The 14,783-nt window shown below is 73.8% G+C and carries 14 protein-coding genes and 1 pseudogene; 9 read left to right on the plus strand and 6 right to left on the minus strand.

Annotated features, from left to right (window positions below; genetic code table 11):
* Nucleotides 1–230 precede the first annotated feature (230 nt).
* On the plus strand, nucleotides 231–809 hold the full coding sequence (locus tag ACEPPI_RS28390) for a YbaK/EbsC family protein (RefSeq protein ID WP_373918115.1): 579 nt from the start codon (nucleotides 231–233) through the stop codon (nucleotides 807–809).
* Nucleotides 810–1,010: 201 nt separating this feature from the next.
* Nucleotides 1,011–1,673: a hypothetical protein gene (locus ACEPPI_RS28395; protein ID WP_373918116.1), complete on the plus strand. Its 663-nt coding sequence runs from the start codon at nucleotides 1,011–1,013 to the stop codon at nucleotides 1,671–1,673.
* Here the strand turns inward: ACEPPI_RS28395 and ACEPPI_RS28400 are convergent.
* Complete coding sequence (locus ACEPPI_RS28400; RefSeq protein ID WP_373918117.1) at nucleotides 1,646–2,311, minus strand: TetR/AcrR family transcriptional regulator; 666 nt, start codon at nucleotides 2,309–2,311, stop codon at nucleotides 1,646–1,648. The two genes, ACEPPI_RS28395 and ACEPPI_RS28400, sit on opposite strands and share 28 nt — an antisense overlap.
* A 19-nt stretch (nucleotides 2,312–2,330) precedes the next feature.
* Between ACEPPI_RS28400 and ACEPPI_RS28405 the strand changes: the two genes are divergently transcribed.
* The 3 genes from ACEPPI_RS28405 (at nucleotide 2,331) to ACEPPI_RS28415 (ending at nucleotide 5,245) form a co-directional block, all read left to right on the plus strand.
* Nucleotides 2,331–2,822: a DUF6463 family protein gene (locus ACEPPI_RS28405; protein WP_373918118.1), complete on the plus strand. Its 492-nt coding sequence runs from the start codon at nucleotides 2,331–2,333 to the stop codon at nucleotides 2,820–2,822.
* A 205-nt stretch (nucleotides 2,823–3,027) separates the two neighbouring features.
* Nucleotides 3,028–3,570: an FABP family protein gene (locus ACEPPI_RS28410; RefSeq protein ID WP_373918128.1), complete on the plus strand. Its 543-nt coding sequence runs from the start codon at nucleotides 3,028–3,030 to the stop codon at nucleotides 3,568–3,570.
* Between the two features lie 124 nt (nucleotides 3,571–3,694).
* Entirely contained in the window at nucleotides 3,695–5,245 is a 1,551-nt protein-coding gene (locus tag ACEPPI_RS28415) for an alpha/beta hydrolase (protein ID WP_373918119.1), read from the plus strand.
* A gap of 35 nt (nucleotides 5,246–5,280) precedes the next feature.
* Here ACEPPI_RS28415 and ACEPPI_RS28420 read toward each other — a convergent pair whose 3' ends face one another.
* Complete coding sequence (locus ACEPPI_RS28420; RefSeq protein WP_373918120.1) at nucleotides 5,281–6,042, minus strand: SDR family NAD(P)-dependent oxidoreductase; 762 nt, start codon at nucleotides 6,040–6,042, stop codon at nucleotides 5,281–5,283.
* A gap of 105 nt (nucleotides 6,043–6,147) precedes the next feature.
* Nucleotides 6,148–6,732, minus strand: a complete 585-nt coding sequence (locus ACEPPI_RS28425; protein WP_373918121.1) for a TetR/AcrR family transcriptional regulator — start codon at nucleotides 6,730–6,732, stop codon at nucleotides 6,148–6,150.
* A 157-nt stretch (nucleotides 6,733–6,889) separates the two neighbouring features.
* Between ACEPPI_RS28425 and ACEPPI_RS28430 the strand changes: the two genes are divergently transcribed.
* The gene (locus tag ACEPPI_RS28430; RefSeq protein ID WP_373918122.1) at nucleotides 6,890–7,324 is read left to right on the plus strand and encodes a CBS domain-containing protein; all 435 of its coding nucleotides are present in this window, start codon (nucleotides 6,890–6,892) and stop codon (nucleotides 7,322–7,324) included.
* A 76-nt stretch (nucleotides 7,325–7,400) separates the two neighbouring features.
* Here the strand turns inward: ACEPPI_RS28430 and ACEPPI_RS28435 are convergent, their stop codons facing one another.
* Nucleotides 7,401–8,063 (minus strand): DUF2278 family protein, encoded by a 663-nt coding sequence (locus tag ACEPPI_RS28435; protein WP_373918123.1) that lies wholly within the window; start codon nucleotides 8,061–8,063, stop codon nucleotides 7,401–7,403.
* Between the two features lie 136 nt (nucleotides 8,064–8,199).
* Between ACEPPI_RS28435 and ACEPPI_RS28440 the strand changes: the two are divergent.
* The 3 genes and pseudogenes from ACEPPI_RS28440 to ACEPPI_RS28450 form a co-directional block, all read left to right on the plus strand.
* Nucleotides 8,200–8,301 (plus strand): annotated as a pseudogene (locus ACEPPI_RS28440) (IS5/IS1182 family transposase); the annotation flags it as partial.
* 90 nt (nucleotides 8,302–8,391) lie between these two features.
* Entirely contained in the window at nucleotides 8,392–9,396 is a 1,005-nt protein-coding gene (locus ACEPPI_RS28445) for a hypothetical protein (RefSeq protein ID WP_373918124.1), read from the plus strand.
* A gap of 106 nt (nucleotides 9,397–9,502) precedes the next feature.
* Nucleotides 9,503–9,892 carry a hypothetical protein gene (locus ACEPPI_RS28450; protein WP_373918125.1) on the plus strand — a complete coding sequence of 130 codons (390 nt, stop codon included), beginning with the start codon at nucleotides 9,503–9,505 and terminating at the stop codon, nucleotides 9,890–9,892.
* 175 nt (nucleotides 9,893–10,067) lie between these two features.
* Here ACEPPI_RS28450 and ACEPPI_RS28455 read toward each other — a convergent pair whose 3' ends face one another.
* Together ACEPPI_RS28455 and ACEPPI_RS28460 are read right to left on the minus strand one after the other, a co-directional pair.
* Nucleotides 10,068–11,591 (minus strand): alpha/beta hydrolase, encoded by a 1,524-nt coding sequence (locus tag ACEPPI_RS28455; RefSeq protein ID WP_373918126.1) that lies wholly within the window; start codon nucleotides 11,589–11,591, stop codon nucleotides 10,068–10,070.
* An 81-nt stretch (nucleotides 11,592–11,672) separates the two neighbouring features.
* A partial coding sequence (locus ACEPPI_RS28460; RefSeq protein ID WP_373918127.1) for an amidohydrolase family protein occupies nucleotides 11,673–14,783 on the minus strand: 3,111 nt, incomplete at its 5' end.

Consider the following 14,783-nt stretch of genomic DNA (forward strand, 5'->3'; position numbering starts at 1 on the left):
CGTGCCGGACTCGCAGCACTCGATCATGCTCATACGTCCTCAAGCACGTCCTGCACGACTGGAGCGACGACGACGCCCTGCGCATCCTCGGCTCCGTCCGCCGCGTTCGGGTCGATGCTCGCGGCGGCCGGGTTCCGGCTGCACCGGATCCTGCCGACGCGCGCCCGCGCCGGCCCCGGTCATCGAGGCCGTCGCGGAGTGAGGGGCGCGGGCGCTGTTACCGTGCGGGCATGCGCGCTCCCATCGGCTCCTTCGACCTCGCCCGGCCCGCCCCCGACTGCCTGGAGGAACTCGTCCCGCCCGTGGCGGCGGCGCTCCGCGCCCTCGCGGCAGACCTGCCCGTCGAGCGGATCGTCTACGTCGACACCGATCCGGCGGTCGCCGACACGGCCGCCTTCGTGGAGCACTACGGGCGCGACCTGCTGGCCCGGTCGGCGAACTGCGTGGTGGTGGCCGCGCGGCGCGGGGGCGGGACCGCGCTCGCCGCCTGCCTGGTGCCCTCGGCGTCCCGTGCCGACGTCAACGGGGTGGTCCGGCGGCACCTGGGGGCCCGGAAGGTGTCCTTCGCGCCGATGGACACGGCCGTGGAGCTGACCGGGATGGAGTACGGGGGCATCACCCCGCTGGGCCTCCCGTCCGACTGGCCCCTGCTGGTGGACCCCGCCATCGCGGACATGCCGTACTGCCTGGTGGGCAGCGGGCGCCGCCGCGGCAAACTCATCGCGCCGGGCGGCCTCTTCGCCCGGCTGCCCGGCGCCGAGGTGATCGAGGGCCTGTCGGGCCAGAACCCTGCGGCCCCGTCCCGGTGACACCCCGCCGACGGTGAACGCCCTCCGGGCGACCCCGTTCCACGGCGTCCCGGCGGGCCGACGCGCGGAGCGGCAGACGCCACCGTCCGCCATCCGCCATTCGGGTCGCCGCCGCCACCCGGGTGTTCGGGGCGCTCCTAGGATGGGGCGCGCCGCGGCTCCGGGAGCCGCGTTTCGCGTTCACGAGCGGGGAGTCGAGACATGAAGCGGTTACGGGTGCTGGTGGCGATCGGGGTCCTGGCACTGGGTTCGACCGGTGCGGGGACCGCGCAGGCCGCTCCGGTGTCCGGGGGCTCCGGCTGTCCGACCGCGGAGGTCTTCGCCACGGACAACACGGCGGTCATCACGGATCCGGCCGACCCCCGGCTGCGGACGCGTCTGACGCGCTTCGACCGCGAGGTGCGGGACATCGTCCGCGCGCACGGCGCGCGGACGGCCGGTTCGACCCTGCTGGACGGGGTGTTCTGGTCCGGCGAGCAGAAGCAGACCACGTACGAGCGGTCGCGGGAGTTCGACGTCGAGCGCGTGGGGCGGGACGGTCTGCACCACATCGCCGACGTCATCCGCAAGCAGTACGACCAGGAGTCGGTGCTGACGTTCCGCTGCCTGCCGCGCACCGCGCCGGAGACCGACGCGGTGGAGGTACGGGCCCCCGGGGTCAGCCCCACCCTGCTGCGTGAGGCGCTGGTCGCGGACCCCGAGGCCCGCGACCGGCTCGGCGGCGGCTCGGTCACCCTGGGCGGGGAGTTGATCCTCATCGCCCCGGTGTCCGACCTGCCGCTGGCGCGCAGGTTCACGGCAGCCCTCGGGGTCGACTGGAGCCGTGCGGAAGTCCGTTACGGGGACGAGGAGTTCGTGGCCTGAGCCGTCGGCCCGCCTTGAAGCCCGTCCCGTCCGGGGGCGGGCACCGGCGGGGGGCCGTCCGTCGCGGCCGCGACGGCCAGGGCGGCGATGGCCGGGGCGAGGGACGGGGTGGGGGCCCGGCCCAGGAGGAACACCCAGGCGAAGGCGGTGCCGAGGAGCGCGGCGTGGACCAGCGCCGGGTCGGCCCGCTCGGCCAGCTCGCCGCGGGCGAAGGCCCGGTCGAGCAGGTCCGTCACCGCGGCCCGCTCCCCGGCGATGAAGGTGTCCTGGAAGCGCGCGGCGGTGTCGGGGTGCTGTTTGAGGTCCGCGAGCAGACCGGGGGTGGCGGCCTCGACTACGGGGTCGGAGAAGATCCCCAGGATCAGGCGGGCGAGCGCGGTGAGGTCCCCGTGCAGCGATCCCGCGTCCGGGAGCGGCTGTGGTTCCCGCCCGTGGACGAGTGCGGCGAAGACCAGTTCTCCGCGTGAGGCGTGGCGGCGGTAGATGGCGGCCTTCCCCACGTGTGCCCGGGCGGCCACGGCGTCCATGGTCAGTGCCGCGTAGCCGCTCTCCCGTACCAGCCCGCGCACCGCTTCGCGGATGGCGGCGTCCACCCGGCCGTCCCGGGGCCGGCCGGGGGGTTGCTTCGAAGGCTCCATGCGCCCATCATACGGAACTATGAGTATCGGAACTCTTAGTACCGTAAACAGATCCTCCGGCGGCGCCGCCCGCGCCCGCGCCCGCGCCCGCGCCCTGACCGTCTGGGCGGGGCGCAGCACCGTCGTCATCGGTGTCGCGCACCTCGTGTACTTCGCGCTCAAGACCCGGCCTCACTGGGGCGGCTGGGCCGGCGGGATCCTGCACGGCAGGACCGCGATAGACGACCCCGCCAACGCCGTTTCGCTGAGCGGGTTCTGGTCCCTGCCCGGTAGCTTCGCCGTGCCGCTGATCCTGCTGGGGCTCCTCGTCTCGCGGATGGCGCGCACCGGCCAGGAACTCCCCGGGTACCTGGCGTGGACGCTGGCGGCCTGGGTCCTGCTCTGCTCCCTGGTCCTCGAACCGTCCGGATTCCCGCTCGGCATCGTCCCCGTGACCCTGCTGCTGCTCTCCCGGCGGCACCGCGGGTCCGCGACCCCGACGGCTCCCGGGACGGCGGCCGCGTCCGGCTAGTACTCCGGTGTGACTTCGCGATCCATCCGGTTGAAGGACTGTCGAGTCGTCGTCGGTAGTGGCTGCGACGGGCGGTGGCCCGGTGGTGCCCGCGCCGGTTCGACCAGTGCAGCACCTGCGCGGGGAGGCGTTCGTCGGGTTCAGCAGAGCTGCTGGAGTACTAGGCTGCGCGCGACGGGGGAATCCACAGACAGGCAAGGTGAACATGTTCGACTCGGTCCAGGACAATCCGTACCCCGACACGCACGTCCTCGGCCAGGGCCCCGAACCGCACCCGCTGCTGCGGCCCGTGCTGCCGTTGATCGGGCGCTGGCACGGGCGCGGGGAGGGCGAGTACCCGACGCTGGAGCAGGACTTCCGGTACGAGCAGGAGCTCACCTTCAGCCACGACGGCCGCCCGTTCCTGCGCTACGAGGCGCGGGCCTGGCTGATCGACGGGTCCGGGGCGCCGGTGCGGCCGGCGGGGCGGGAGGCCGGGTGGTGGCGGGTGACCCCCGACGCCTCCCTGGAGGTGGTGCTCGCGCACCCGACCGGCATCGTCGAGACCTACGTCGGCCGGGTGTCCGGGACCGAGGTGGAGATCGGGACCAAGGACGTGGCGCTGACCCCGCTGGCCAAGGAGGTCACCGCCACCCGCCGTCACTACACGCTCGACGGCGACCGGATGACGGTCGTTCACGACATGGCGGCCGTGGGCCGGCCCCTGCAGCACCACCTCACCGCGCACCTGCGCCGCCGCCCGGCCTGACCGGCACGTCCCCGGGGGGTGGCACCAGCACCACCCCCGGGACGGATGCCAGGGGGATCGCCGCGGGAACCCCGGTTCGAGGAGGGTGGGGTGACCGATCCACTCCACCGGGGGGAACCCGACCGTGCACCTCTTCCGCAAGCCCGTGCGCTGGGCCGCAACCGCCGCGTGCGGGCTGCTCGCCCTCGCGGCCCTGCCCGCCTCACCCGCAGCCGCCGCTCCGTCGTCCGGCGCGCCCGCCGTTCCCGGGCGGTACGCCCACCAGCGGCTCGACTGGCGGCCCTGTCCGTCCGGTTCGCTCGAATGCGCCTCCATGACGGTGCCGCGCGACTGGTACCACCCCGGCGCCGGAGCGGACCTCACGGTCGCGGTGTCCCGTCACCGGGCCGCCGATCCCGCCGCCCGGCGCGGTGTGCTGATGATGGCCGCGGGCGGTCCCGGCGCCTCGGGGCTGGGCCGGCCCGAGGGGCTGGCCTCGTACGCCCCGAAGCTGGCGGCCGCGTACGACATCGTCGGCTTCGACCAGCGCGGGGTCGGGGCCAGTACGAACGTGGTCTGCTCGGACCAGGACACCGTCGACACCATGTTCGGCGGCGGCGACCTGCGCGACCGCTCGCCGGAGGCGGTGAACGGCACGCTGGAGCGGGCGCGGCGGTTCGTCGAGGACTGCCGGAAGAACTCGGGCGGTCTGCTGCCCTTCATCACCACCGATCAGGCCGTGCGCGACATGGACCTGTACCGCGCGCTGCTGGGCACCGAGCGGATCTCCTACTACGGCCCCTCGTACGCCACCTTCCTCGGCGCGCAGTACGCGCGGACGTTCCCGCGCCGGGTCGAGCGCATGGTCCTCGACAGTGCCATCGACGCCACCGGCGGCTGGGAGGAGTTCATGACGGGGCAGCCGCTGAGCTTCCAGAGGCGCTTCGAGGAGGACTTCCTGCCGTGGCTGGCCCTCCACGACGACGTCTACCACCTGGGGAGGACCCCGCAGGAGGCCAAGGCCGGCTACGAGCGTCTGCGCGCCGCGCTCCGCGACCGCCCGCTGGACCTGGAGGGGACGCGGGTCACCCCCGACCGCCTCGACGCGGCCACGACGTCGCTCATCTACAGTGGCAGCCGCTTCCCCGACCTCGCGGCCGTGCTCGGCCTGCTCCAGAACCCGGACGCCGCGCCGCCCGCCGCCCGGCAGGCCCTCGCCGCGAAGCTCAGGCATCCGCTGGGGGCGGCGTTCGCGGCGGACTTCTTCTCGGTCGTCTGCCAGGACTCCCCGTGGAACCGTGACCTCGACCACTGGGTGGCGCGCAGCGAGGCCGACGCCCGCACCCACCCCATGATCGGGGCCCGGGAGCTGTCCTACGCGGCGGTCTGCGCCCAGTGGCCGCGCTCGCGCGCGCCCCGGCCCGCGGGGAACGGCCGGGAGCTGCCGCCCATCCTGATGCTGGGCTCGACGCACGACCCGGCGACCCACTACGAGGGTGCGGTACGGGCCCACCAGCGGCTGGCGGGCTCGCGCATGATCACCGTGCACGGCGGCGACCACGGCGTGTACCAGGCGGGCAACGCCTGCGTCGACGGGTACGTGGAGGGTTTCCTGGCCGACGGCCGGATGCCGGCGGCGGACGCCGCCTGCGAGGGGAATCCGCTGCCGGTCCCCGCGGCGCCGGCCCGGGGCTGATCCGGCAAGCGCTGATCCGGCAAGGGCCCGGGGCCTCAGGCCGAGGAGCCGCTGTCCACGACGAGGTCGGACCCGACGACCGCACCGGCGGCGGGCGAGGCGAGGTAGAGGACGGCCGCGGCCACCTCCTCGGCCTCCGCGGCCCGCCCGAGCGGGGTCTGCGTCTTCATCCGCTCGGTGCGCCCGGCCTCCGTCTCGCCCGGCAGCAGTGACATGGGCGCGACGGCGGCACCCGGGCTGACGGCGTTGATGCGGACGCCCTCCTGGACGTGGTCGAGGGCTGCGGCGCGGGTGAGGGCGGAAACGGCGGCCTTCGAGGTGATGTACGCGGCGGCACCGGGGATGCGCAGGTGGGCGCCGAGGTTGGAGGAGATGTTGACGATGGCGCCGCCGCCGTTCTCCCTCATGTGCGCGATCTCGTGCTTCATCGCCAGCCAGACGCCGGTGACGTTGGTGCGCAGCACCGCGTCCCAGTCCTCCTCGTCCACGTCGGCGACGGGGCCCGCGCCGCGCAGTATCCCCGCGTTGTTGACGGCGATGTCCAGGCCGCCGAAGCGGGTGACGCTCGCGTGGACGAGGTCGCGCAGGCTGTCGGAGTCGGTGACGTCCGCGGTGACGGCGGCCGCGGCGCCGCCGGCCGCCCCGATGAGGGCGACCGTCTCCTCCAGCGGGGCCGCGGTGCGTCCCGCGGCGACCACGGAGGCACCCTCGGCGGCGAAGGCGAGGGCGATCGCCCGGCCGAGGCCGGAGCCCGCGCCGGTCACCAGAACGGTCTTGCCGGTGAAGCGGTGCTGCATGTCGATGACTCCTTCGAGGGGGGGCACCCGCCCCATATTTGACCGATCGGTTCAGAATTCGGTCCTGTGGAAGGGGAGCCCGAAGGCTCCCCTTCCGCAGGGTCTTCAGTCCAGCAGGGTCAGGGCCTGCTCGGCGGCGTCCCGCACCCTGGCGGGGTCTCCGCAGGCCTTGCCCACGATCCGTACGCCCTGCAGCAGCACCAGCAGCATGCGGGCCAGCGCACGGGGGTCTCGGTCCGGGGCCAGCTCGCCCTGCCCCTGGGCCCGTACGAGGGCGGAGTGGAGCAGGGTTTCCAGGCGGTCCCAGCCCGCCTCGACCCGGCGGGCCGCGGCCGTGTCGTGCGAGGCCAGCTCGGCGGCGGTGTTGGTGACGAGGCAGCCGTTCAGCCGCCCCTCAGGCGCACCGGCCTCGGCGGCGAAGCGGCGCACCACCGCCCTGACCGCGGGCAGTGCGGGCCCCGGCCGCGACAGCTCCGCGAGGAGCAGCAGGTCACGGGATTCGGCGTAGCGGTCGAGCGCCTTCAGGTAGAGCTCGTGCTTGCTGCCGAAGGTCGCGTAGATGCTCGCGCGGCCGATGCCGAGGCACTCGACGAGGTCGGTCACCGACGTCGCCTCGTAACCTCGCCGCCAGAACAGCTCGAGGGCCGACTGCAGCACGGCGTCCGGATCGAATTCCCTGGTCCTGGCCATGCCCAAGATCTTAGAAGATTCTGGAACGAACAGTCAATAAAAGGGGGCCGGGGATCGTCGTCCCGCCCCGGCGCGCCCCGGCGGCCCATCCGTGCTGTGCTCATAGAGGAGGGGCAACGGGAGGAAGGCACGCAGTCACCGACCCAGAGGAGGAACCATGACCAAGAACCTGCGGGCCCGGGACATCATGACCGGGGACGTGCAGTGCGTACGGGAGGACCAGTCCCTGCTGGATGCGTCGCGCATGATGCGCGACCTGAACGTCGGCGCCCTGCCCATCTGCGGGAACGACGGACGCCTCCAGGGGATGATCACCGACCGCGACATCGTCGTGAAGTGCTGCGCCGAGGGCAGGGAGCCGGCCGGGGTCCTTGCCGGTGAGCTGGGCGGGGTCCTGCACTGGGTGGACGGCGAGACCACCGCCCAGGAGGCCCTGGACACCATGGAGGTCCACCAGATCAAGCGGCTGCCCGTCATCGACACGGCCGGGGGCCACCGGCTCGTGGGCATGATCACCGAGGCCAATCTCGCGAAGAACCTCTCCGACGCGGACATCGCGGAGTTCGCGGTGCGCGTCTACGCCGCCAACTGAGGACCGCGTCCGGTGCCACCGGGCGGCCGTCCCCGCGGGCCGTCGCCCGTCCCCGCGGGCCGTTGCCAGGGTCTGGCTAGAGGGGATGGCCGTCCGGGCCGGTGTGGTCCGCCTGGCTGGTGAACTTGTTGAGGAAGGCGTCGTAGAGGCCGTCGGGGCGGCGGGTGAAGGTGGCCCCGTCCTGCCAGGTGCCGTTGTCGGGCCACCATTGGCTGCCGTAGGGGTCGCCCTGGTTCTGGTGGATGTTGTGCATGCCCAGGCCGCCGTGGTCGAAGGGCTCGCCGAGGATCAGGATCGGCCGGCCGGGAACGAGGATCGGCTCAAGCGCCCCCGCGGCCTCCAGGTTGGAGCCGGAGATCCACGGGCGGGGCGGGTGCAGCCGGTCCAGCAGGTGCTGGATCCACGCGGGCGGGCGGCGGAAGAAGAGGCAGCCGGGGCGGTCCACGAGGGCCGGGTGGCGCAGGTAGTCGACGGCGCCCGAGCCGGACGACATCGACAGGTCGTGGTAGCCGGCGGCCAGGGCGGGCAGCGGGTCGAGCTGCGAGGCGGACAGGGTGAAGGTCTTCCACTGGACGCCGGTGGCCGACTCCTTGCTGTCCACGTCGACGGCACAGCGGTAGCGCCCGGCGGGCACGTCGACCTCCAGGTTGACGTGGAACCAGTGCCCCTGGGTGTCGGGCTGGTCGCGGAAGTGGCTGTGCAGCGTCCCTGACAGCACGCCGTAGGAATCGAGCGGCATGACCGCCAGTCAACCACCGCCGGCCCGTCGGCGGGGGTGACGCGCTCGGGTACCGCCGACCGTGGCCCCCGGGCGGCGGTACCCGGTCACCCGCCGGGGCACGGGCGGCCCGCACCGCCCTTTCCGGACCAATCACCGTCTCCGCATCCGCTACGAACGCCGGGCCGGCCTCCACCAGAGCCTGCTCGAACTCGCCTGCAGCATCATCTGCCTCCGCCGCCTGCCCCAGCCATCCTGAAGTGCGGTACGGAGTGAGCTATTCCTACCCCGAGGGGGGTGGTCCGCTTGTGACAATGGCGCTTTGTTCTCACACTCTGGGAGCGGGCTGATGGTTGAGACGGTGGTGGAGATTTTCACGCAGGTGGCCTCAGGCGCAGCAACCGCGGTGGGCGCGGGCGTGGGGCAGGCCGTTTCGGATATCGTGCGCGAGCGTTTCGGGGCAGAGGAGCGGGGCCGGTCGGTGGTGCAGGCCGTCGATGAAAGGCCTGGGGACCCGGATGCGGTGGCCTCACTCCGTGAGCTGCTCCGGACTGAGCTGGCCTCCGATCCGGAGTTCGGCCAGCGGATCGGCGCGGCTCTGGCGGGCCCCCAGCCTGCCGAGCCGCCACGTCAGACCACGGGCAACATCGTGATCCACGGTTCAACGGTGAAGGGCCGCTCCACCATTGCCCTAGGACCCGTGACGATCAACGACACACGCAGTGCCCGTCTGTCGCTGCTTGCCGTCGCCTTGATCCTTGCCAGTCTGGCGGCCCTGGGCATCTACGGCGCGACGCGATGGGCCGCGGACGGCGACTCGCTCGAGGAAAACGCGGTGACGGTTCTCAGCCCTGACCGGCTGCGGGAAATACTTCCCAGCACAGGCAGCGTGCCAGCGAATTGGACACGGAACGAGGAACCCAACACCAATCCGGACGCACGGGGTACCGGTCTGATCTCCTCCGAAAACATCGGTTATTTGATGGGAGGCCCAGACGTAGACTCGGGAATCACCTTCAGCGTTACGGGATTCACGAACGCGGACAACGCGAGCAAGTTCTTCCATAAAGTCGACGCCGGCTCAAATGGCAAGGAGCGCGAGGACCTCACTGTCCCTCTGCCGACAATCGGCGACGAGCGGAAGGCCTTCGCCTGGCGCGCCAGCACCAACGGTCCAGGTGGCGTCTATACGGTGCTGCGTGTCGGCACGGTCCTCATGACCATCACGGGCACTGACGCCGACGACCAGGCATTCGCCACATCCCGTCTCGAAAAATTCGCGAGAATGATGGCCGAACGGGCACAGCAAGCGCAGAACGGCCGCAAACCGACCGGGTACGTACGCGAAGCCTGATACGAACTCCACTGCGCAGGACGCAACGGAAGCAGCGGCCAAATACGCTCCCACAGAGCATCGGGAACAAGGCCACAAGCCCCGCAGTCCACCCACGGCGTTCTCCATGACCCATACCGCGCCGAGGAGACCCGGGTCGGTCGGGCCCATCGGCCGGGCGAAGCCGAGGACTTCACGCATCGGCACGGCACGACGGCTGGTGGCGGCGATGTCTGCATGCGCCTCCCACGCCAACCCCATCGACCGCTTCCAGGAAGCCAAGGACCGGGGCCGGCTCGGCGAGGTCGCCGCGATCGAGACCGCCACGGCCGCCGCCACGCAGGAATCGGACGTCATCGCGACGCAGTTCGGCCCACTGATCGGCTCAGAACAACTTCAGCAAATGAAGCGCGATCTTGCTGACCTGGAAAAAACGCTGGGTGAAGAGCAGATCAGCAGTCCAGCCGACGGCCACAACCCGTCCGCGTGGCCCACATGCCGATTCACTCCGACGTAACTCCCTGACGGTGACGCGGTTGAGCCGGTCCTCGTGGTTCCAGGTGGGGTTGCGCGACTCGTCCTTGATCCAGGTCCCGGCGCCGAGCGGGAGGAGGGGGGTGCCGCCCCTCCCCCGGGCCGGGGGCGGGGCGGAGGCAGCGGTGTCCCCGGGAGCGCCCGCCCCGTCACGCCACTCAGTTGGCGCAGTCGGTGTCGTGGGCCGGGCGGCGGCCCGTGGTGAGGAAGGTGGTGACGGTGCGGTCCGTACAGGCGTTGCCGTTGCCGAGGTAGAGGCCGTGGCCGCCCTGCTCGACGGTGACGAGGACCGCCCGGTCGCCCAGGGCCTCGCGCATCTTCAGGCCCTTCGAGTGGGGCGTGGAGGGGTCCCGGCGGCTCTGGACCATGAGGATGTCGGACGGACCGTTCGCGGTGATCCGGGTCGGCTTCTGCTCCGGGGCGTCCTTCCAGTAGGCGCAGGGCAGAACGTTGACGGGCATGCCCGCGGTGAGGGGGTGGCGGGCGCGGTCCTCGTCCACGGCGCGCTGGCCGGCGGCGGCGCCCTCGCGCGGCCAGGCCACGTCGTTGCAGAGCACGGCGACCAGCTGGGCGGCGTCCTCGTCGCGCAGCGGCTGCGCCAGCTCCGGCGGGAGGACGGGGGTGGCCGCCGGGTCCCGGAGGGAGACGAGGAGCTTGGCGAAGGCGGGGAAGGCGGAGTCGCCGTACAGGGCGTTCTGCAGGGCCTGGCGCAGGCCGTTGCCGGTCAGGGGCACGCCGGGGGTGGTCGTCGGCCGCGGCGTACGGTCCAGGGAGGCGGCGAGGGCCAGCAGTTGCGGCTCCACGTCCCCGGGGTCGCGGGCCAGCCGCAGGCCGTCGCGGTCCCGGTCGGGGTGGGCGGCCCAGGCGGCGAAGTCGGGGAAGCGGTCGTCGGCGCCCTGGCCCATGTTCGCCAGCCAGCCCCGGGCGAGGCGGGCGGGGTCGGGGTCGCCGCTGCTGTCCAGGACCCAGCGGTCCGTGCGCTCCGGGTGCTTCTGCGCGTACACGGCGCCGACGTAGGTCCCGTACGAGACGCCCCAGGCGGAGATCTTGCGTTCGCCGAGGACCTCGCGGAGCCGGTCCATGTCGGCGACCTCGTTGGCGGTGGTGAAACTGCGCAGTACGGGGCCGCCGTTGCGGGCGCAGGCCTCGGCGATGCGCTCGGAGCGGGCGAGGTTCTCGGAGATGTCGCCGTTCGGGGCGGGCCAGGCGCGCAGGCTGGTGAGGTAGCGGTCGCCGGGGGTGAGACCGCAGGAGGCGGTGGTGCTGCCGCCGACGCCGCGGGGGTCGAAGGCGACGAGGTCGTAGGCACCGGCGAGCTGCTTCTGGAGCGCGGCGCCCTTCTGTGTGAGGCGCTGGACGCCCGAGCCGCCGGGTCCGCCGGGGATGACGACCAGGGTGCCGCGGCGGGCCTCGGGGCGGTCGCTGCGGATGCGGGAGACGGCGACGGTGATCCGCGGGCCGGCCGGGTTCGCGTAGTCGAGGGGGACGGGCAGGTCGGCGCACTCCTGGGTGGCGGGGCCGCCCGGCTTCGCGCAGGGGTGCCAGGCGAGCCGGGGAAGCGGTGCTCCCGCCCCGGGCGCCGTGGCCGCCGCCGGGACGACGGCGCTCAGGGTGGTGGCGGCGGTGGCGGCGCAGAGGGCGAGGAGGAGGGCCTTGTTCCTGCGGTTCCTGGAATTCGTCATGGGGCAAGCCTCGTTGTCCGCGGCCCCGGCCCCCATCCGGCAGCCCGGTCGCCCCGGGGTGGGGATAACCCCCCTTGTCCGTCAGGCGTGGTGGCCGTGGGACCGGTGGGTGCAGCAGCCGTCCCTGAGCATCTGGCGCAGGACCGGCTGCCAGTCGGGGCCGGGCCCGGCGCCACGGGGGTGGGCGGCTTCGAGCGCGGCGCGTTCGTGGAGGGTTCCGGCGCGCACGGCCGCCCGGACGCGGACGAGGTCGGCGAAGTCGGTGAAGGGGTCGCCGTCGACGAGGGTGAGGTCGGCGAGCCTGCCCGGTTCCACGGTGCCGAGGTGGTCGGCGAGGCCGAAGACCCGGGCCGGGGTGCGGGTGACGGTGGTGAGGGCCTCGGCCGGGGAGAAGCCGTACCGGTGCAGGGCGCGCAGGGCGAGGTGGAGGTGGAGGCCGACGGGGGTGAGGGGTGCGTCGGTGCCGAGGGCGACCCGGCCGCCACCCGCGAGGACCCGCCGGTAGACGCCGGTCTCCCGTTCCAGGGCGGTGAGTTGTTCGGCGGTCGGCGGCAGGGCGGCGGCGGCCCGGACGGCGCTCGCGTCCCAGGGCGGCATCAGGGCGGTGACGCGGGGGTCGTCGGCGAGGGACGGGTCGGCGCCGATCAGCGGCAGGGCCGCGAAGGGGGTGGCGATGAGGTCGAAGCCGCCGTGGGTGTAGAGCGCGAGGGTGTCCTCGTAGGTGTGGCCGGCCGGGGTGGCGCCGTGGCCGTGTTCGGCGCGTTCGGTGGCGACGAGGTGGGTGGTGAGGTCCTGGCCGGAGGCGATGCCCTGGGCGCACAGGTGGGAGCCGGCCAGGACGCCGAGCCGCTCGTGTGCGAAGCGGGCGGCCTGCTCCATGAAGGCGTACGGGGCGCGGACGTAGGTTTTGACGAAGTCCCAGTCCAGTGCCTGCGCCCGGGCCAGGGAGCGGGCGAGGCCCTCGGCGGTGCGGTGGGCGCGGCCCATGCTGTAGGCGACGCGGGAGCCGTCGAGGAGTTCGCCGCCGGCCAGCAGCCGGGGGGCGGTGAGGCGTTCGGCGCGGATGTCGTCGCGCAGGCGGGCCTGTTCGTGGGCGGAGCCGCCGAGGGAGACGGTGGTGGTGACGCCGTAGGCGAGGTGCAGGAGGCCCTGGCGGGCTCCGTAGGTGTACGGGTACGGGTGGACGTGCGCGTCCCACAAGCCCGGCAGGACGGTGTCCCGGGAGGCGTCGACGGTGCGGGCCGCGCGGCGGCCGGGCCGGTGCGCTTCGACTGCGGTGACGCGCCCGCCGCTGATCAGGACGTCGACGTCGGCGCGGGGCGGGGCTCCGGTGCCGTCCCAGAGCAGGCCGGCGTGCACGACGGTGTCGACGGGGGCGGGGCGGCGGTGGGTCAGGGCGACCGGGACGGTGCGGGGCGGCCGGGCCGGGGCGCCGTGGGCGTCGAGGGTGAGCAGGCGCAGCCGGTCGCCCGACTGGTAGAGCAGGGTGCGGGAGTCGGCGGCCCAGGAGGGGTGGTCGGCGCACTCGTCGGTGAGGCGGCGGGCGGCTGCGGTGGGGGTGCCGTCGGGGGTGACGGGCAGCAGCCACAGGGCGGATTCGGCGACGCAGGCGAGGAAGCGGCCGTCGGGCGACCAGACGGGGCCGCTGGCGTAGCGGTCGGAGAGGGAGGCGTGCGGGGCGAGCGCGTGCAGCCGGGCCGCACCGGTGGTGGTGTCGACGATCCGGATGAGGTTGTGGCCCTCGCGGAAGCGGTGGCTGATCCGGTTGCGGTCGCAGAGGGCGATGTGGCGGCCGTCGGGCGACCAGCTGGGCGGGCTCGGCAGTCCGCCGCCGCCGAGGGCCGTCACGAGGGGGGTTTCGGCGGCGGTGGCGAGGTCGCGGACGAGGAGGCGTCCGGCGAGGTCGAGGCTCGCGAGCCGGGTGCCGTCGGGCGAGAGCGAGCCGTAGACGCGGCCGTCGGCGGCGAGGACGCTCTCGTGGCCGCCGGCGAGTTCGCGGCGCCGTACGGTGTTGAGTCCGTCGCGGTCGTCGGTGTAGATCAGCGCCCGGCCGTCGGGGGTCCACACCGGTCCCTGGAGGTAGGCGGTCACGGGGGCCTGGGCGATCCTGCGCGGGGCTCCCCCGGCGACGGGGACGGTCCACAGGGCGTTGAGGGCGACGAGGGCGACGGTGCGGCCGTCGGGCGAGAGGCTGGGGAGGTGGACCGCGCGTACGGGGCGTCCGGGCTCGGCCTCCAGCGCGTACTCCTTGACGCGGTAGCGGGGGCGGGGCACGTCGAGGGTGGCGTCGAGGGGGATCTCGCGGCCGGTGGTGTCGCGGTGCGGGCGGATCACCCGGAAGCGGCCGTCGAGGGTGACGAGCAGGCGGTCGTCGCCGATCCAGCGCGGGGGCGCGGGGGCGAGGTCCCCGTCGAGGGGGACGGGTCGGCCGTCGGCGTGCAGGGTGAGGATCTGGGCCTTGCGGGGCCCGGGGGCTGCGGACAGCCAGGCGGTGCGGCCGGCCGGGGAGACGGCGGGGGTCAGCAGGCTGCCGTCGGCGACGGTGTGGTCGACGCGTACGGGACCCCGTCCGTCGGCGGCGACGGAGGCGAGGGTGCGGGCGGTCAGGGTCTCCCCGTCGACGGTGGCGCGGACGAAGAGCACGCGGGCGCCGTCCGGGGTCCAGACGGGGTCGAAGTCCTCCCAGGCGCCCTCCTGTCCGGGGCCCGGCTGCCCGGGGAGACCGGTGAGGGGGACGGGGCGGCCGCCCGTGAGGGGGACGGTCCAGATCCGGTACGGGCCGCCGGCGACGGGGTCCCCGCCGCGCTCGGAGCAGAAGGCGAGGTGGCGGCCGTCGGGCGACCAGGCGGGCGCACGGTGGTCGAAGGGGCCGTCGGTGAGTCTGCGCAGGCCGGATCCGCCGGCGTCCATCACCCAGATGTGGAAGGCGCCGCCCCGGTAGGCGCTCATGGCGATCCGGTGGCCGTCCGGGGAGAACACCGGGCGGCCGGGCTCCAGGTCGGGCGGGGTGAGGCGGGTGGCGGGGGCGCCGTCGGGGGGCAGCGACCACAGGACTCCCTGTACCTCGGCGACGACGCGGTCCCCGGTGGCGGTGGCGGTGGCGGCGCCGTTGGTCGCGCGGGTGAGGCGGATCCGCGCGGTCTCCCCCGCCGCGTACGCGCCGGCCGCGGCCGGACCGGCCGCGCCCGCGGG

The organism is Streptomyces sp. AB3(2024), assembly GCF_041862025.1.
Classification (GTDB): domain Bacteria; phylum Actinomycetota; class Actinomycetes; order Streptomycetales; family Streptomycetaceae; genus Streptomyces.

Bases quoted from the DNA above. Each gene is read 5' to 3' on its own strand.
- ACEPPI_RS28390 (WP_373918115.1), top strand. From the start codon at position 231: ATGCGCGCTCCCATCGGCTCCTTCGACCTCGCCCGGCCCGCCCCCGAC.
- ACEPPI_RS28395 (WP_373918116.1), top strand. From the start codon at position 1,011: ATGAAGCGGTTACGGGTGCTGGTGGCGATCGGGGTCCTGGCACTGGGT.
- ACEPPI_RS28400 (WP_373918117.1), bottom strand. From the start codon at position 2,311: ATGGAGCCTTCGAAGCAACCCCCCGGCCGGCCCCGGGACGGCCGGGTG.
- ACEPPI_RS28405 (WP_373918118.1), top strand. From the start codon at position 2,331: ATGAGTATCGGAACTCTTAGTACCGTAAACAGATCCTCCGGCGGCGCC.
- ACEPPI_RS28410 (WP_373918128.1), top strand. From the start codon at position 3,028: ATGTTCGACTCGGTCCAGGACAATCCGTACCCCGACACGCACGTCCTC.
- ACEPPI_RS28420 (WP_373918120.1), bottom strand. From the start codon at position 6,042: ATGCAGCACCGCTTCACCGGCAAGACCGTTCTGGTGACCGGCGCGGGC.
- ACEPPI_RS28425 (WP_373918121.1), bottom strand. From the start codon at position 6,732: ATGGCCAGGACCAGGGAATTCGATCCGGACGCCGTGCTGCAGTCGGCC.
- ACEPPI_RS28430 (WP_373918122.1), top strand. From the start codon at position 6,890: ATGACCAAGAACCTGCGGGCCCGGGACATCATGACCGGGGACGTGCAG.
- ACEPPI_RS28435 (WP_373918123.1), bottom strand. From the start codon at position 8,063: ATGCCGCTCGATTCCTACGGCGTGCTGTCAGGGACGCTGCACAGCCAC.
- ACEPPI_RS28445 (WP_373918124.1), top strand. From the start codon at position 8,392: ATGGTTGAGACGGTGGTGGAGATTTTCACGCAGGTGGCCTCAGGCGCA.
- ACEPPI_RS28450 (WP_373918125.1), top strand. From the start codon at position 9,503: ATGACCCATACCGCGCCGAGGAGACCCGGGTCGGTCGGGCCCATCGGC.
- ACEPPI_RS28455 (WP_373918126.1), bottom strand. From the start codon at position 11,591: ATGACGAATTCCAGGAACCGCAGGAACAAGGCCCTCCTCCTCGCCCTC.